General features: G+C 45.1%; 14 protein-coding genes and 1 pseudogene. 6 read left to right on the top strand and 9 right to left on the bottom strand.

The features are described 5' to 3' along the window. Positions 1-66 precede the first annotated feature (66 nt). Both ACXAC1_RS19330 and ACXAC1_RS19325 read left to right on the top strand, forming a co-directional pair. Positions 67-2,975: pseudogene (locus tag ACXAC1_RS19330) on the top strand (two-component regulator propeller domain-containing protein). 105 nt (positions 2,976-3,080) lie between these two features. Then, a complete protein-coding gene (locus ACXAC1_RS19325) occupies positions 3,081-3,392 on the top strand; it encodes a high-potential iron-sulfur protein (protein ID WP_475063667.1) in 312 nt (103 codons plus the stop codon). Positions 3,393-3,492: 100 nt separating this feature from the next. Here ACXAC1_RS19325 and ACXAC1_RS19320 read toward each other — a convergent pair whose 3' ends face one another. The 6 genes from ACXAC1_RS19320 to ACXAC1_RS19295 form a co-directional block, all read right to left on the bottom strand. Next, positions 3,493-4,296 carry a M48 family metallopeptidase gene (locus ACXAC1_RS19320; protein ID WP_475063665.1) on the bottom strand — a complete coding sequence of 268 codons (804 nt, stop codon included), beginning with the start codon at positions 4,294-4,296 and terminating at the stop codon, positions 3,493-3,495. Positions 4,297-4,309: 13 nt separating this feature from the next. Further along, positions 4,310-4,669 carry a DUF2750 domain-containing protein gene (locus tag ACXAC1_RS19315; protein ID WP_475063663.1) on the bottom strand — a complete coding sequence of 120 codons (360 nt, stop codon included), beginning with the start codon at positions 4,667-4,669 and terminating at the stop codon, positions 4,310-4,312. 114 nt (positions 4,670-4,783) lie between these two features. Next, positions 4,784-5,854, bottom strand: a complete 1,071-nt coding sequence (locus ACXAC1_RS19310; protein WP_475063662.1) for a BMP family ABC transporter substrate-binding protein — start codon at positions 5,852-5,854, stop codon at positions 4,784-4,786. A gap of 55 nt (positions 5,855-5,909) precedes the next feature. Beyond that, positions 5,910-6,842: an ABC transporter permease gene (locus tag ACXAC1_RS19305; RefSeq protein WP_475063661.1), complete on the bottom strand. Its 933-nt coding sequence runs from the start codon at positions 6,840-6,842 to the stop codon at positions 5,910-5,912. Between the two features lie 9 nt (positions 6,843-6,851). Next, positions 6,852-7,919, bottom strand: coding sequence for an ABC transporter permease (locus ACXAC1_RS19300; RefSeq protein ID WP_475063659.1), 1,068 nt, complete (start codon positions 7,917-7,919; stop codon positions 6,852-6,854). Continuing rightward, the gene (locus tag ACXAC1_RS19295) at positions 7,916-9,475 is read right to left on the bottom strand and encodes an ABC transporter ATP-binding protein (protein ID WP_475063657.1); all 1,560 of its coding nucleotides are present in this window, start codon (positions 9,473-9,475) and stop codon (positions 7,916-7,918) included. The genes ACXAC1_RS19300 and ACXAC1_RS19295 overlap by 4 nt, the downstream gene beginning before the upstream one ends. Positions 9,476-9,925: 450 nt before the next feature. Here ACXAC1_RS19295 and ACXAC1_RS19290 point away from each other — a divergent pair, with 450 nt between their 5' ends. The 3 genes from ACXAC1_RS19290 to rlmM are packed head-to-tail and all read left to right on the top strand — an operon-like array spanning position 9,926 to position 12,779. After that, on the top strand, positions 9,926-11,032 hold the full coding sequence (locus ACXAC1_RS19290; protein ID WP_475063655.1) for a GGDEF domain-containing protein: 1,107 nt from the start codon (positions 9,926-9,928) through the stop codon (positions 11,030-11,032). Beyond that, on the top strand, positions 11,032-11,721 hold the full coding sequence (locus tag ACXAC1_RS19285) for a pseudouridine synthase (protein WP_475063864.1): 690 nt from the start codon (positions 11,032-11,034) through the stop codon (positions 11,719-11,721). The genes ACXAC1_RS19290 and ACXAC1_RS19285 overlap by 1 nt, the downstream gene beginning before the upstream one ends. Before the next feature lie 5 nt (positions 11,722-11,726). Next, on the top strand, positions 11,727-12,779 hold the full coding sequence (rlmM, locus tag ACXAC1_RS19280) for a 23S rRNA (cytidine(2498)-2'-O)-methyltransferase RlmM (protein WP_475063653.1): 1,053 nt from the start codon (positions 11,727-11,729) through the stop codon (positions 12,777-12,779). 85 nt (positions 12,780-12,864) lie between these two features. Here rlmM and ACXAC1_RS19275 read toward each other — a convergent pair whose 3' ends face one another. Beyond that, positions 12,865-13,137, bottom strand: coding sequence for a YkgJ family cysteine cluster protein (locus ACXAC1_RS19275; RefSeq protein ID WP_475063651.1), 273 nt, complete (start codon positions 13,135-13,137; stop codon positions 12,865-12,867). Between the two features lie 100 nt (positions 13,138-13,237). On the opposite strand from ACXAC1_RS19275, the gene ACXAC1_RS19270 reads away from it, so the two are divergent. Next, a complete protein-coding gene (locus tag ACXAC1_RS19270; protein ID WP_475063649.1) occupies positions 13,238-14,482 on the top strand; it encodes a GGDEF domain-containing response regulator in 1,245 nt (414 codons plus the stop codon). 60 nt (positions 14,483-14,542) lie between these two features. Here the strand turns inward: ACXAC1_RS19270 and gatB are convergent, their stop codons facing one another. Next, positions 14,543-15,988: an Asp-tRNA(Asn)/Glu-tRNA(Gln) amidotransferase subunit GatB gene (gene gatB / locus ACXAC1_RS19265; RefSeq protein ID WP_475063647.1), complete on the bottom strand. Its 1,446-nt coding sequence runs from the start codon at positions 15,986-15,988 to the stop codon at positions 14,543-14,545. Between the two features lie 2 nt (positions 15,989-15,990). After that, a complete protein-coding gene (gene gatA / locus ACXAC1_RS19260; RefSeq protein WP_475063645.1) occupies positions 15,991-17,451 on the bottom strand; it encodes an Asp-tRNA(Asn)/Glu-tRNA(Gln) amidotransferase subunit GatA in 1,461 nt (486 codons plus the stop codon). Between the last annotated feature and the right edge of the window lie 5 nt (positions 17,452-17,456).

Raw genomic sequence — 17,456 nt, 5'->3', positions numbered from 1 at the left:
CTATGTTTTGCCTATTATTAATGTGTAATTAATAAGGATCTGATAAGGGCTTCATAAGGTTAATCGATGCAGTTTCAAGTTAGCAGTTTATTGGTCAAGTGGTTGCTTTACATCACATTAGGATGTTTTTCATGTCCGCTTTTTGCCTTGGTCAGCGTCGATGACTACTTCAAGGAAGTATGGACCTCTCGTCAAGGCTTACCGCATAACAGCGTTAATTCAATATCACAAACTACTGACGGCTATCTTTGGTTTGCAACATGGGAAGGTGTCGCGCGTTACAATGGATTATCGTTCACTATTTTCAGTCGTGATGGGGCCACGGGGATTGTTGATGCCGGAACTCGGACATTAGTAACTGGCGATAGTAACCGCCTTTGGGTAGGGGGTGCTCGAGGGGGAATCACACTTCGTAAAGGCTTTAATTGGTATCCGCAAACATTAGCAAAGGGTTTGGTAAATCATATTTTAGAGGATAACCAGCGCAACTTGTGGATTGCCATTGAAGGAGAAGGGGTTTTCTATAGACCCTTCATATCCGATGGTGTTTATGGAAGCGAGCAGAAGGTTTTAAATTTTGGCACTTATCGGCTTGCACAAAATCAAAATGGTCTCATCTATGCTGCAACTTCGCAGGGGGTTTTTCACATTTCTAATGCCAAAGCTGAACGTATCGTCTTACCAGGAGTTCCTCAGAACACTCGCGTGAGTTATGTGTCTTTTGATCGTGCGGGAGCTCTTCTTATTGCCAGTCATAAGGGGGCTTGGCGTCTAGAAGGTGAGACTGTTATACGCTATCAAAACGAGTTAATGACCACCGAGATCACATTAATAGAAGAAAGCGAAGACGGGGCAATATGGTTAGGCACACTGGATAAAGGTCTGGCACGGCTAAGTAGTAGAGGCGTTGAGTTTATTAATGTGGAAAATGGCTTACCTAATAGCCGAGTATTGTCTTGGTTCCAAGACTCTGAAGGCAGTATTTGGGTGGGAACAAACCGGGGCGTATTGAGACTTAGAACCGCTCCATTTAACTCTGTTGATAGTTCCGATGGGTTAGTTGGTGATTTTGTAAGGACAGTACTTGACACACCCAACGGTGAGTTATTGGTCGGAACCAGTGAAGGATTAAACCTCGTTGAAGATGGAAAGGCGAAGGATGCTTCATTAGCCTTGGATTTATCACATCAATCTATTTTAAGTCTTGCAAACAGTTCTTCTGGAAAGGTGTACGTTGGTACACAGCGATCTGGTTTGTTTGAATGGCAGAACGGGAAGTTAAGTGCGTTAGTCAGCGCTGAGGAAGGGCTTCCTAGTAATGAGATTAGAGCGATTTTAGAGGATTCAAAAGGCCGTTTATGGTTAGGAACTGTTAATGGTGTTTTGTTGATTACACCCGATGGAAAGCAACATACTATCAATCAAAATAACTCAAATTTGCCTGATAATTATGTCATGGCGATAAGCGAGGATAGTAAGGGGCATATATGGATTGGCACAGCCGAAGGCGTGGCGTTTTACACAAAGGAACGAGATATTCATGTAGTTGATATTTCCGTTTATGAAGATGCTCAGTACGTCTTTGGTTTTTATGTAGAGCCAGGTTTTGTTTGGATGGCTAGTGATAGGGGAATAATCCGTTATGATGTCGAGCTAAAAAGCATCGGAGGTATTGGAAAACCATCAGGTTTGCCAATTGATAAGTTTTTTCAAATTGTTTATGACCATATGGGAAGCTTTTGGCTAACGAGTAATCGTGGGATATGGAAGATCAGCTATGTAGAAGCGCATCGCGTTGCGTCGGGCAGCTCAGCTCAAATCTCTTTTGAACACTTTGGGGAGATGGACGGTATGGGGAGTGATCAAGTAAACGGCGGTTCAACACCTGCTGCACTGATGACTAAGAAGGGTCTTATGGTATTCGCTACGGCAAAAGGTGTTTCCCTCATCAGCCCCAACTCAATAAAGCAGTTATATCAATATAAACTCCCCGTTGTTCTCGAACAAGTAGAAGTAGACAGCCAATTGATTAACCCTGAGTCTGCTTCTAATTTAGGCCCAGGCGTTAACCGTCTTAGAATTAAATTCGCGGGACTAAGTTTTATTATGCCTGAGCGTATTCAGTATCAAACTAGGTTAGTGGGTTTTGAGGAGGAATGGAGTTATCGAGAAAATCAAACAGTAGCAGAATATACTAACTTGCCTCCTGGTAAATACGAGTTCTTGGTCAGTGCCCGATATCCCTATGGAGCTTGGAGTGATGCGGGTACAAGCTATCAGTTTGAAATACTCCCTTTTTGGTGGCAGAAAATAGAAGTGCAAGTATTGTCAGTTCTAATGCTTGTTGCACTACTTGCTAGTTTGGTGCTTTGGCGTATCCGTTTGCTGAAGTTACGCCAAGTATATCTGGCGCAGCAAATTGAATTGAAAACTCAAGCATTGAGGGAGCAGTCTGAGCTTTATGAGAAGCAGTCTAAAGAAGACCCACTTACAGGTTTATCTAACCGTCGAGCCTTTGATGAGAAAATTCGTAGTGACTTCATCCTTGCTTTTCCACAATTGAGTCACCTGAATCTTGCCATTATTGATATCGATCATTTCAAACAGGTGAATGATCGTTTCTCTCACTTAGTGGGGGATGAAGTTATTAAACTGGTCGCATCTTACCTTAATGCAACTGTGCTCGAGCCAAATCAAGTAGCACGATGGGGGGAGAAGAGTTTACGGTCTTGTTGCACTGCTCTCCAGAAGAAGCGAAGCGAATTTGTAAAAAGCTTTTAGATGGGGTGGCACAGATAGATTACCCTTCTTTAGAGGGCGCATTTGATATTACAGTGAGCATTGGTTTGGCCAATGGCTTGGGTTGTAAAGACTATCAGACATTGTTGAAGCGAGCGGATCAAGCCCTATATGTCGCCAAAGAGAATGGACGTAATCGAGTGGAGTGTTTCGATGAGTTTAAAGCTCGCGGTTAAGTAAGTTGTGATATGAGTCAGTCTCTGAGAATGATTCCACCCTTACTCTTTTGTTGTTAAAGAAATGATAAACCTGTCAGCAGGTTAAACAGCAGGAGAGTTTGAATGGTGAATCAAGATCGTAGAAAGTTTGTAAAAAGAGGCTTGTTTGGACTGGCTGTATTGCCATTTGGTATGGGAGCGCTGACTCAGCAGGCATTTGCCGCGCTACCTATGCTAGATGTTAACGCACCAAATGCGAAAGCGTTGGCTTACACTCCTGATGCAGCATCTGCTGCGTCTCATGCTGCTTTTAAAGCTGGCAGTAGCTGCTCAAACTGTAACTTTTTCAATGCAGCAACGGGAGCTTGTCCGTTGTTTGCAGGCCATGCAGTAGAAGCTAATGGTTGGTGTCAGGCATGGGTGAAAAAACCATAGAAACCGACTATGTTGGATGTGATCCTTGAGGGATAGTCCAAAATAAATAAGGCCCTTAAGTTGTGGAAGGCTTAAGGGCTTTTTTGTGACGCTTTATAGGCTAGTAGCAGTTTGCAACTTTGTTGGCGCTTTTTAAAGACGCGTATACTTGCTTAGGTGTTGCCATCGCAGCATTTAAGTCTTTCATACGAGTATCATGGGATGGGTGAGTGGATAAAAACTCTGGCGTTGTGCTGGAGCCATTTTTAGCCATGTTTTGCCATAACTTAATACTTTCTTCAGGGTTGAAGCCAGCTTTGGCCATTAGGTCTAGGCCAATCACATCTGCTTCGGATTCATGGATACGACTAAAAGGCAGAATAATCCCTACTTGAGCACCTATCCCTAGACCTTGAAAAATAGCCGCCTTGGTCGCGGAATCTTCGCCTGATAGTTGGTAGCCAATTGCGAGGGCTTGACTGGTCGCTAGTTGTGTTGAAACGCGCTCGTTACCATGGCGGGCCATCACATGCCCTACTTCATGGCCTATCACTGCAGCCAACTGAGACTGATTTTGTGCTACATCTAATAAGCCTGTGTATACCCCAATTTTATATCCTGGCAAAGCAAATGCGTTCACTTGCTCGTCATTAAAAAGTACCACTTCCCAGGATTGATTGCGGTAATCGTCAGGCAGTACAGCAATGATACGGTCGGCAACGCATTGAACGTTTTGAGTCGCTTTTGTACTACTAGAGGCAGGTGTACTGGATTTCATTTCTGAAAAAGAGGCAACCCCCATTTCATTGAGCTGACTATCTGGCATCAGTACTAATTGCTTTCTACCAGTAGGGGAGGTGCTACAGGCCACTAAAGCGGTACTAACTAGTCCTATGGTCAACATTCGCAATAGTTTAGAGGTCATGGTGATTTCCTTTTTAGCCTTGAATCTCTTGTTTTAATTCCATTGCCTGAACGACAATGCCTTCTCCAGCCATGTTTGGAGCTACGCCAACGCTGATGTTGTCATTTTGCATGCCTGGTAACCAAGTTTCCACAAAGGCTTCGTTGCTAATCTCAAGAGCACTGAATTCTTGGTGCTCTGTCGAAGCCCACTCATTAGCGAGTTCAGCAGTAGGCCAAATAGGTAAAACGCGCTCACTGCCTACAGTGAGGTTTAAACAGCCTTCCTCGTCGGCAAGTGTGAAACAAACGCCACCTTTGCTTATGTGTTTAACAAATAAATCATAGCGTGACTGGCTGGTTTCTCTAAAAAAATCTGTGTTGCTCATCGTCATAGTGCTGCTCTAAGTAAAGTTTTGAGCGATGATAACACAGGTTTGAAAAAGTGCCTGACCAAAAAAACGGGCGATCAATTGATCGCCCGTTTTTAATGACAGAAGCGTCGTAGCTTAACGAGGAATCTCGTCAGTGATGCCTTCAACATACCAGCTTACTTGATCAAGCTCAGTATCGGTTAATGTGTGACCTTCTGCGACAACTACATTACCTTTGTTGTCCTTAATTGGACCAGTGAAAGGGTGGAACTCACCAGATTTGATTTTCGCGTAAGTCTCATCGATTTTCGCGCGAACATCAGTTGGTAAGTTGTCATTAATAGACGCTAGGCTAAGCATCTCTTCTTGGAAACCGCCCCTGAAGTCAGATGGTTCATACGTTCCATCCATAACCGCTTGAGTTACTTTGATGTAGTAAGGAGCCCAATCATCACGTACTGAGAATACGTGCGCTGTTGGAGCGAAGCTGCTTTGGTCAGACGCTTGGCCAATGGCACGCTTACCACGTTTTTCTGCCGCGATAAGTGGCGCAGGGCTATCTGTATGCTGTAGCAATACATCCACACCCTGATCCATTAGAGCATTCGCAGCATCGGTTTCTTTACCTGGATCATACCAAGAGTTCACCCACACAATTTTCATGGTAACATCAGGGTTAACGCTCTTAGCTGCCATGAAAGAAGAGTTGATATCTCGGATAACTTCCGGGATTGGGAATGAACCAATGTAACCGATCGTATTTGTTTCCGTTAGCATGCCTGCGGCGACGCCAGAAACATAACGACCTTCATACGTTCTTAAAACATAAGTCCCCATGTTCTTAGAGCGTTTGTAGCCTGTTGCGTGCTCAAAGGTAACCTTTGGGAAGCGCTTAGCAACTTTCAGTGTCGGGTTCATGAAACCAAATGACGTAGAGAAGATTAGGTCGTTGCCAGATTTAGCCAGTTGCGTGATAACACGCTCAGCATCAGCACCTTCGGGCACGTTTTCAACGTAAGTAGTTTCAACTTTGTCGCCAAAGTATTTTTCAAGCTCTTGACGGCCGCGGTCGTGCTCATAGCTCCAACCTAGGTCGCCAACGGGGCCTACATAAACAAATCCTACTTTGAATGGGTCGTCTGCAGCGTGAGCTGCACCAACACCTGCCAATAGGCCTAGACCTACAAGTAAGCTCTTAAGTTTCATTATTTGCTCCTTTTGTGCCCGAGGGCGATTTACAAAAAACGTTTACCAAAACCTATTAGGCCATTTGACGTGGATCGAACGGCTTGCCAAGAGAGCGCGGTGCTAATAGCTTCTCTTTGAATTTGTCTGCGCTAATAATCACCATAACGACAATGGTCGCAACGTAAGGCAACATTGCTAGTAAGTTTGGTGAAATAGACCAGCCCATACCTTGAAGTACTAAGTGCATGATGCTGGCAAGGCCAAATAGATACGCCCCTAATACAATATTGCCAATACGCCATGATGCGAAAACAACCAAGGCAAGGGCGATCCAGCCACGGCCTGCCGTCATGTTTTCTACCCACATTGGTGTGTAAACAAGTGACATATAAGCACCACCAAGACCGGCCATAGCGCCACCAAACATAACTGCAAGATAGCGTACTCGTAGTACTTTAATACCAATTGCGTTGGCCGCGTTAGGGTTTTCGCCTACTGCTTTGATTGTTAAACCGATACGCGTTTTATTGGCTACCCATGCGATCACTAATGCTAATGCGATGGCTAGATATACCAGTGGATCGTGGCTAAACAGAACTTTGCCCACAACAGGCAAGTCGGACAAAACAGGGATGTGCACAGGCTGGAAGCCCGCAATGGTCTGTCCAACGACACCAGAGCCAATAAATGCACTCAACCCAGTGCCAAAGATAGTTAAAGCCAAACCAGTGGCGACTTGGTTAGCACCAAGGTGTAACACTAAAAAGCCGAAAATCAGGCTCATGACCATGCCGATCAGCATGGCACCAAGTAAGCCAAAGCCTGCATTTCCTGTGCCATAAGCCGCCATGAAGCCTACTACAGCGCCCATCAGCATCATGCCTTCTTGACCAAGGTTAAGTACGCCCGTCTTTTCACAGATTGCTTCGCCTAGCGCAATGAACAGCAACGGCGTACCAGTTTTAATGGCCGCAAACAGAACTTGTGTAATTAAATCAATATCCACGCTTTACTCCTAGGCCATGTTTTCACGTGATGGTACAACGCGGTAACGAATGAAAAAGTCACACGCTAAAAGGAAAAATAGAAGAACGCCTTGGAACATACCTACTACCGCAATGGGAATGCCCATTTCAATCTGTGCTAAGTCTCCGCCCATGTATAAAATGGCCAAGAAGATCGAAGCAATGGTGGCGCCAGCTGGATGAAGTCGACCTAAGTAAGCAACAATAATAGCTGAATAGCCGTATCCTGGTGAGATATTAGGAGTAAGCTGACCGATGGGGCCTGCCACTTCAGATACACCTGCTAAACCAGCCAATGCACCAGCAAACAACATAACAAACCAACTAATGCCTTTAGCATTGTAGCCAGCATAAGTCGCTGCAGGCTCATCAGCACCGTACACTCTAATTTTAAAGCCAAGGTGAGTTTTACTGAGAATAAACCAAGCAAAAAGTGCTAGCAGGATAGCCAAGACAACACCTAAGTGGACGCGGCCGCTGTCAGATAACACTGGTAGCAAAGTGGCGTCTGAAAAGAGTGCTGACTCAGGGAAGCCAAAGCCATCTGGATCTCGCAAGGGGCCGTGCACTGCCCAGATCAGTAAATACAAAGCAATGTAGTTCAACATGATCGTTGTTAGGATCAAGTTTGAATTAAATTTTACTTTCAAATACGTTGGAATCGCAGCCCAAGCCATCCCCGATAGGATGCCCCCAAGTAGGGTCAATGGCATTGCCATGAATGACTCGGAGTTAACAAACATCAGAGCAACGGCGCTGCCACCTAGTGCACCTGCGAGTAATTGGCCCTCGGCACCGATGTTCCACATATTCGCGCGGTAACACAGCGATAGACCCACGGCACAAAGCAGTAAAGGCCCCATTTTAACCAGCATCTCACTGATGTTGTAAGCATCAGACAAAGGTAATACAAGTAGTACATGCAATGCTTGAATAGGGTCTTTATCTAACGCCGTAAACAGAATAGAGCCAAAAATTAATGTCAGAACGATCGCCAAAAACGGTGAGGCGAATGTCATTAGGGTGCTAGGCTCAGTTCGAGCTTGAACACGGATCATGCTGTAGCCTCCGCGTGATCATTAGCGTTAATAAAAGTACCAGCCATCCACTGACCAATCTGATCAATGGAAGTCGCTTCGGTACGAACAACTGGGGAAAGATGCCCATCACACACCGCGGCCATGCGATCTGCCAGTAAGAACAACTCATCAATGTCTTCAGAGATAAGCAGGATGGCAGCACCTTGATCACGAAGAGCTAGGAGAGCTTGGTGAATGGCAAGAGCTGCACCGACATCAACGCCCCAAGTGGGGTGAGCACAAATTAAAACCTTCGGGTTTTGGCCAATCTCACGACCCATAATGAATTTTTGTAGATTGCCGCCACTTAAGCTCTTGGCCTCTGCAAACTCGCCGTGGCATTTTACGCTGTAGTCAGAGATCAGTTTTTTAGCGTAGTCTTTGACCGCTTTCCAATTTACAAGCCCAGATTTCACAAAACCTCGACTGTGGGTAAGCAAAGTGTTTTCCGATAAGCTCATTTCGGGAACAGCGCCACGACCTAAGCGCTCTTCAGGAACGTAGGCCAAACCGTTGCGGCGTCTCGCACCAGCAGACAAAGTGCCAAGGTCTTGATCATCTAGTGTGAATACCCCTTTTAAAGTTCGGTTATCTTCACCACTGATAATAGACATTAGCTCTTCTTGACCATTGCCGGCTACGCCTGCAATTCCTAAAATTTCACCCTTGAGTAACTCAAAGTTGACGTTCTTAAGTGACGTGCCAAAGGGGTGTTTGGCTTCTAGGTTCAGGGACTTCGCAGAGAAAATGACGTCTTCGCCATGAGCTTTTTCATACCCTGCATCTTGCTCTGCCAAATCACCAACCATCATTTTAGCGATGGTTGCAGGTGTCTCGTTAGCTGGTTCACAGTCAGCTACAAACTTACCGCCACGAAGAATAGTGGCATTATGACAAATCTCTGTTACTTCATGCAGCTTGTGGGAGATAAATAAAATACTACACCCCTCACTGGACAGCTGTCTTAATACATTAAACAAGCCAGCGACTTCTTGGGGAGTTAAAACAGACGTTGGCTCGTCCAAGATTAGCAGCTTCACTGATTGTACTAGGCAACGCATGATCTCAACCCGTTGACGTTCACCTATAGAGAGCGAGTGAACATAGCGATCAGGGTCAACATTCAAACCATAATCTTGTGACAGCTTGGTGATGCGTGCGGCCAGATTTCCAATGTCAGCTAATTGGGTAGGGCTCAAACACAACTCAATGTTTTGCGCGACAGTTAACGTCTCGAACAATGAAAAGTGCTGAAACACCATGCCAATGCCTAAGTCGCGAGCTTTAGACGGAGACTTAATATCAACTGCTTGACCATCCCAAAGGATCAGGCCTGAATCAGGGGATACTACACCGTATATGGTTTTCACCAATGTGCTTTTACCTGCGCCGTTTTCACCAAGTAACGCATGAATCTCACCTGGCATTAGGGTCATGCAAATTTGGTCATTGGCAAGGCATCCGGGGTACTGTTTAGTGATATTCAGTAGCTCCAAGCGTGGCTTCAAGCTCTGGTTTTTCAATGTTTCCGACACCGTTAATACTCTATGTGTTTGGGTAATGATCTTTCTAATTTAGAAAGCTTAGTTTGCTTTCGCCATCGTGTTAAAGCGTCCATGGCTATATTTGCGCCTTAAAAATGTAAGGCGACTGGCTGACTAGAATCGGTCTGCTCGATATGTCTATATCAATTTTTGTGCCAATCAATGAATAATCATCAAAAGGCTTATAATTGGTCGCGAAGAATACGCAATTTTCACTTGTTTGTCTGCATGGTCAGCTTTCTAAGCCATGAATTATTGCCCTAGATAAACAAGAAAATTGTTTTTTTGGTCAGAATTGCGCTAACTTGGTGCTAAAACTGACCGATCGGTCCAGAATTAGGCATAGGTTCTAAGTCTTTAGTGGTGTAAAATACTGTTTTTATTTAAAGCCTTTTTAGTAGTAGGTTTGATGCTTATTACCCCTCTCACCAAGGACAAACATTGTCTTTTTTAAAGTCATACATTCAAAGGTTTGCAGCGCTGATTGCGATCAATGGTGCTGACGCTGACCTCAATAGAAAACAAGTCGTTAATATCACTTATTTGCTCTCAGCAATGGTCGGCATTATGTCGGCATTGGTATTTTTTGTTTATGGCTGGTTTGCTGAATCCTTCGTCCATATTTTGGGAGCCATGGTCTCCGTTATCGGCTACCTGCTCTCGATAAAGGGTTACGCTGGCTGTGCTAGGGTTATGTTTCCAATAGCTTGTGCGATCTACGTCTCCATATGTACCTTTAGGTTCTACGGCTCAGATAGTCATTTTGCATGGCTATTAATTATTTTAGCCGCGTATTCGGTAACGGGGTTTAGGGTAGACAGAGGTAAAGCTCAATTTTTTGTATGCGCATTTGCCCTGATGATGTTTGCTTTTATTGAGCTGTTTGCACCGAAAACCACCCCTTATGCATCTTTAGATGTTCGTTTGCTGATTGCATTGAGTACCTTTGTTGCATCTGCTTGTATGATTGTTTTGATTGCAGGGGTAGTTGTTACCAAACTGCGTAAGCTTAATGAGCATTTACGCTATCTGGCCGAAGTTGATGACCTCACCAAAGTGCATAATCGTCGTAAAGTCTTAGCGGAAGCAGCCAATGTATTTACAGACTCGATGCTAAGTAATCAGGCTTGTTGTTTTGCGATTTTAGATTTGGATCACTTTAAAAGCATTAATGACAGGTTTGGTCACGAAACAGGCGATCTGGTGCTTCAGAAAACTGCGGCAGTGATGAAAAATACAATTCGAAAAGGTGATTGGATTGGTCGGTATGGTGGGGAAGAATTCGTCATTATAATGCCTAATACTAAAACAGAAGAAGCGCTGAAGCTGATGGAAAGTGTTCGAATTAGGATCAGCGATTTGCGTGTGGCAGACCATGGGGTAGATAAAAAAATACGAGTGACGACCAGTATTGGTATTGCAGAGGTGGTTGCTGAAACACAGCGTTATGAGCAAGTTTTAGCAAGAGCGGATAAGGCTCTTTATCAAGCAAAAGATCAAGGTCGTAATCAGGTGGTGTCCGCCAGTAAAGATATGGAGGCAGTGTGATGACTATTGATGTGGTTTGCCAACATACGGATTTCTGGGTGGTTGTAAAACCTGCGGGTGAAAGTTTTCATTCCGAAGAGGGGATTGGTTTTGTTCAACGACTACAGCTGGCCTATCCCAGTACACAATTTTTTCCTGTGCATCGTTTGGATAAGATGACGTCGGGCCTGTTGCTTTTTGCCACCAATAAGGAAGCAGCTAGAGCTTTTGGTCAGCTGTTCAGTGAGCATGTCATGGAGAAGCGATACATTGCCGTGTCGAAAATGAAGCCTAAGAAAAAGCAGGGGACCATTTCTGGCGGCATGTCTGCGAGCAGAAGGGGACAATGGAAGTTGACCAGCTCGCCTGAGAATTTTGCAGTGACTCAGTTCTTTAGTTTTGCCGAGGATGGGCTGAGATTCTTCTTTGTACGCCCATTAACAGGCAAGACACACCAAATTCGAGTCGCGCTAAAAAGTATTGGCGCCCCGATTCTTGGTGATACCCGATACGCGGCCGATGCTGCTGAACGAGGTTATCTGCATGCCTTTTCTTTAAGTTTTGAATGGCTTGGAGAAACTTTCAACTTTTCTAAGTGGCCTGAAGAGGATGCTGTCTTTACTGAGGAGGTTCGACAGCGATACGATGAGTTGTATCTGCGCTCCCCTGTTACATGGCCCAAATTTAAATTACCTAAACTACACGCCTGAATACTATGAAAAATATTTTGATTTACTGTCGTCCAGGGTTCGAAAAAGATGCCTTGGCTGAAATCACCGATAAAGCCGCTGAATGCGGTATTTATGGTTATGGCGTGCCGCAAGAAAGTTCCGGTTTTATTGTATTTAATACGGACCAGCAGGATGCGGCTGAAACAGTTATTCGCTCCCTCTCGTTCAATCATTTGATTTTCGCGCGACAAATTGTTGCGGTAAATGATGTGGTTGATTTTGAGCAGGGTGGACGAGTCCAAGCGTTGCTTGAGGCGGCTCGCGATTTGCCGTTGGCGGAAGATATATGGCTTGAAACAGCAGATACCAATGAGGCAAAAGCCTTGGCGGGATTGATCAAGAAAATTCAGAAGCCATTGCTAGGTGCTTGGAAAAAGGCAGGGTTGCTTCGTAAAAAAGCGGTTGGTATTCGCCATCACGTATTTTTCATGGAAGGTAATCAAGCTTATTTAGGTGTGAGCTTTGATTCCTGTCGTTCGGAATTTCCGATGGGTATTCGCCGTTTGCGTTTTCCTGCAAAAGGTCCAAGTCGCTCAACGTTGAAGCTTGAAGAGGCATTACTGCAGTTCGTGCCTGAAGATAAGCGAGAGCGTGATTTGCACGATGGTATGCATGCAGTGGATTTGGGGGCGTGCCCAGGTGGCTGGACTTACCAGTTTGTTGTGCGAGGAATTCATACCTACGCTGTTGATAACGGACCAATGCAAAAGGAGTTAATGGCGACAGGTTTAGTTTCTCACATGACGGAAGACGGCTTCAAATTTGAGCCACCGGTTAAGGTAGATTGGATGGTTTGTGATATGGTCGAACGTCCGATCTTGGTGGCAGAGCTGATGGCAAAATGGCTATGTGAAGGCTGGACGCAACGTACGATTTTCAATCTTAAGTTGCCAATGAAGAAACGCTATCAAGAAGTTGTTCAGTGTTTAGAGCTTATTGCAGGGCAGCTATCACAGCATAAACTACGATACGATATTCAATACAAACACTTGTTTCATGACCGTGAAGAAATCACAGTTTGCATCATGATTAAGTGATGTGTCGAATGGGCTAGGTATAACTAGGAAGAGGGAGTGATTTCGTCTCTTTCTAGTATCAACGCGACAAGGTTTAGGTTTTCAGTTAGTTCCTAATAAAATGAATGGGGAGTGTTTCGGTCTCCATATCTTCTAACGTGCTGATGGCATCTTGCCGCTCATTACCGCAAACATAATCCACTGCCTCAAATTGTGCGCACACTTTAGGTCTGCTAGGGTGATTGAAAATTTTGCAGTGAAAATTTTCATCTAATTGTACACAGGGTATCCCAGCAGGCTTACCTTGCGGCATGCCCGGTATAGGACTTGATATAGAGGGAGCAATACAACAGGCTCCGCAGTTTGGGCGACAATTCATATTAATATTTACAAAAATTCACGGTTTTACAACTAATACACAGACGTTAAATCGATAAATCACTGTTAAATTTGATAGTAACAAATCAAGAGGCGTGGAAATGTATAACATATTAGTGGTTGAAGATACTGCTGTTGTTAGAAAAATCCTTGCGAAACTAATTGGTACTAATCCTCTGTTTCGTTGTGTGATGTGTGAAAGTCTGGCTGCAGCGAAAGAGGCGTTAAAAAGTGGGACTCACTTTTTGGCTGCCATAGTGGATTTAAATTTACCTGATGCTCCTGATGGGGAAGTGGTCCCTGAAGTGATGGCGCATGATGTTCCTGTGGTGGTTTTGACTGGTAACTTTGATGAGTCTCTACGAAGTAAGTTGCTCGATAGAGGCGTGCTGGATTATATCACCAAGGATAATCGCTACGCTTACGGACAAATAGAAAAGCTAATAGATAGGTTGCGCAAAAATCTGACGACTAAGGTATTGGTTGTCGATGACAGCAATATGTGTCAAAAATTAGTTTCGTCTTTACTAAAGAAGGCGCGTTTTCAAGTTCTTCATGCTTCCGATGGTGTTGAGGCTTTGGAGGTTATCAGCTCCTATCCAGATATTAAGCTTGTTATTTCTGATTTCCATATGCCAAATATGAACGGCTGTGATTTGGTAAAAAACTTACGACAAAAGAAAGAGTTTCAAAGTCTCGTTTTTATTGGTGTGTCAGCAGAAGGGGATGGCTTGCTGTCTGCAAAATTCATTAAGAGTGGGGCTAACGACTTTCTCAAAAAACCTTTTTATCACGAAGAGTTTTACTGGCGGATATTTAGTAGTCTGGATTCCGTGGATATGTTAGAGACGATTCGTCAGCAAGCAAATCTGGACCCTTTAACGGGTTTATTTAATCGACGCTATCTTTTTGATAAAGGGGAGGCCTTATTTAAGAGTCGTCGTCAATTCAAAGGCTTTGAGGTATGTATTTTTGATCTTGATGAATTCAAGCAGGTAAATGATAATCATGGACACCTTATTGGAGATCAGCTTCTGGTTCAGTTTGCTAGCATTTTTGATAACCATTTTTCTGAAGATCTTGTTGGGCGCTATGGTGGAGAGGAGTTTGTTGTTATTTCAACCAAAGAGAGGTTTGGTTTGCAGTGTGATGTATTGAATTTCATGACTGAAGTAAGGACAACATTGTTCACCGAGAAGCGTATGGCGGTGACATGTAGCGTTGGAGTATGCATGGAGGCATGCGATACATTTGCTGAGACACTAGGCGTGGCTGATGAGTACCTTTACCAAGCAAAAGGAAAAGGTCGGAATCGAATTGAGCCTCTTAATAGTCAAGTGGCCTAGGGTTAAAGGGTTGGATGAACTCCCCTAAGCCCTGCTAATCTTGGGCTCAGGGGGTAGATGTTAACCTTTGAGAAGTTTGTTCAGGATCGGCGTTACCATTCCAGGATTAGCCTTACCTTGAGATGCTTTCATGACCTGCCCCATGAAGAAACCAATCATTTTCTTCTGTTTGTCTTCATCCGATGCACGGAACTGCTCAACTTGAGCGGCATTGGCATCCAGCACGCCTTGAATCATGCTTTCGATAGCGCCAGTGTCTGTTACTTGCTTCAGACCTTTTGCTTCGATGATTTCATCTGCTGAACCTTCACCTTCCCACATGGACTGAAGAACGTTCTTAGCGGTTTTGCCGTTGATGGTGTTGTCTTCAATGCGAACCAGTAGGCCACCAAGCTGCTCTGCGGTTACAGCAGACTCAGTGATTTCTTTACCTTCAGTATTTAGGTACTTACTTAGTTCACCCATTACCCAGTTTGCAGCCAGTTTGGCATTGCCGGCAACTTTGGCTACTTCTTCAAAGTAATCGGCCATCGCGCGTGTTGCTGATAGAACACCAGCATCGTATTCGCTTAGCTTGTACTCAGACATAAAGCGCTCTGCTTTTTGAGCTGGTAGTTCTGGAAGGTTCGCTGCGATCTCGTCCACGTATTCTTGTGTCAACTCTACAGGTAATAGATCTGGGCAAGGGAAGTAGCGGTAGTCGTTCGCGTCTTCCTTACTGCGCATGCTGCGCGTCTCGTCTTTGTCCGGATCGTACAGGCGTGTTTCTTGAGTGATCTTGCCGCCATCTTCAAGGATGTCGGCTTGGCGCTCGATTTCTGTGTAAATAGCGCGCTCAATGAAGCGGAACGAGTTAACGTTTTTGATCTCTGTGCGAGTGCCGAATTCTTCTTGGCCTTTAGGGCGTAGAGAGATGTTGATATCACAACGCATCGAGCCTTCGGCCATGTTGCCATCACAGATACCAAGGTACGTGACGATTGAGTGAATCATCTTAACGTAAGCAACGGCTTCTTTTGCAGAGCGCATGTCTGGCTCAGAAACGATTTCAAGCAGCGGTGTGCTTGAGCGGTTCAAATCGATGCCTGTCATACCTTGGAAATCTTCGTGCAAAGATTTGCCCGCGTCTTCTTCTAAGTGCGCACGGGTGATGCCAACACGTTTTACTGTGCCGTCATCAAGTGTGATATCTAAGTGACCTTTGCCGACAATAGGGTGATCCATCTGGCTGGTTTGGTAGCCTTTTGGAAGGTCAGGGTAAAAGTAGTTCTTGCGCGCAAAAACAGATGTCATGCCGATTTCAGCGTTCACTGCTTGGCCAAACATAACGGCCATGCGAAGCGCTTCTTTGTTGAAAACAGGTAGTGCGCCAGGCATACCTAAATCAACAAGGGTTGTATTGGTATTTGGTTCAGCGCCAAAGCTAGTTGCTGCACCAGAGAATAGTTTTGACTGAGTCGATAGTTGGGCGTGGATTTCCAAGCCGATGACAACTTCCCAATTCATGATTATGCTCCTTCTGCCAAGCTAGGGTTTTTCGTATGCCAATCCGTTGCTTGTTGGAACTTGTGCGCAACATTTAGCAGCTTGGCTTCAGCAAAGTAGTTACCCATGATCTGTAGGCCAACAGGCATGCCTTCAGCAAAGCCAGCTGGAATAGACATCGCAGGAATACCAGCAAGGTTAATAGATAGGGTGTAGATGTCTTCTAGGTACATGGCAATTGGGTCATCGGTTTTTGCGCCAATACCAAATGCTGTAGTAGGTGCAACAGGGCCCATAATCACGTCTACTTCGTCGAACGCTTTAACGAAATCTTCTTTGATTAGGCGACGGATACGTTGTGCCTTAAGGTAGTAAGCGTCGTAGTAACCTTCAGATAGGGCGTAAGTGCCGACCATGATACGTTTTTGCACTTCTTTACCGAAGCCTTCGCCACGTGAGCGCTTGTACATGTCCATTAGGTCTTTTGGCTCTTCACAGCGGTAGCCGTAACGAACGCCGTCGAAGCGAGATAAGTTAGAAGAGGCTTCCGATGGTGCGATCACGTAGTAAGACGGAATGCTTAGATTTAGGTTGGGAAGAGAGATCTCTTTTACCTTAGCGCCTAGCTTCTCGAATTCTTTAACGGCGTCTTGAATCACTGTTGCAACGTCATTGTTAAGGCCATCGCCAAAGTACTCTTTTGGTAAACCGATCGTTAGTCCTTCAAGTGGGGCCTCAAGATTAGCTGTATAATCCTCAGTCGCGACTTCAGCGCAGGTTGAGTCGTTCGCATCAAAGCCAGCAATTGATTGAAGAATGTGAGCACAGTCTTCAGCTGAGCGCGCCATTGGCCCTGCTTGGTCAAGGCTTGATGCGTAAGCGATCATGCCGAAGCGAGAAACGCGGCCGTAAGTCGGCTTCAGGCCAGAGATGCCACAGAACGAAGCGGGCTGACGGATAGAGCCGCCTGTGTCTGTACCGGTGGCAGCAACACATAGGCCAGCCGCTACAGCAGCGGCAGAACCGCCTGAAGAGCCGCCAGGGACTTTATCTAGGTTCCATGGGTTTTTCACGGCGCCGTAATGGCTGTTTTCGTTCGATGAGCCCATCGCGAATTCATCCATGTTGGTCTTGCCTAGCGTGACCGCGCCGGATGCTAGCATACGACCCGTTACAGTGGACTCGTAAGGCGGTACAAAGTTATGCAGCATTTTTGATGCACAAGTCGTTAAGATGCCATCAGTACAGAATAAATCTTTGTGAGCAATCGGGACGCCGGTTAGGGAGCTTGTAGAGCCGGAAGCAATCAGCTTGTCTGCGGCTTCAGCTTGAGCAAGGGCGATTTCATCTGTGACAGTGATGAAACTATTTAACTGACCATCAAGCTTCTTAATGCGTGCTAGGTAGTCTTGCGTTAATTCAACGCTGGAGATTTCTTTTGTTCGCAGTTTTTTTGCGAGGGAGGCAATGCTTTGATCAACCATGTCTG

Source organism: Marinomonas sp. AWM4_232 (genome assembly GCF_056158325.1).
Note: the sequence above shows the minus strand (reverse complement) of the source record. Positions and strands in the feature narration are given on the sequence as shown.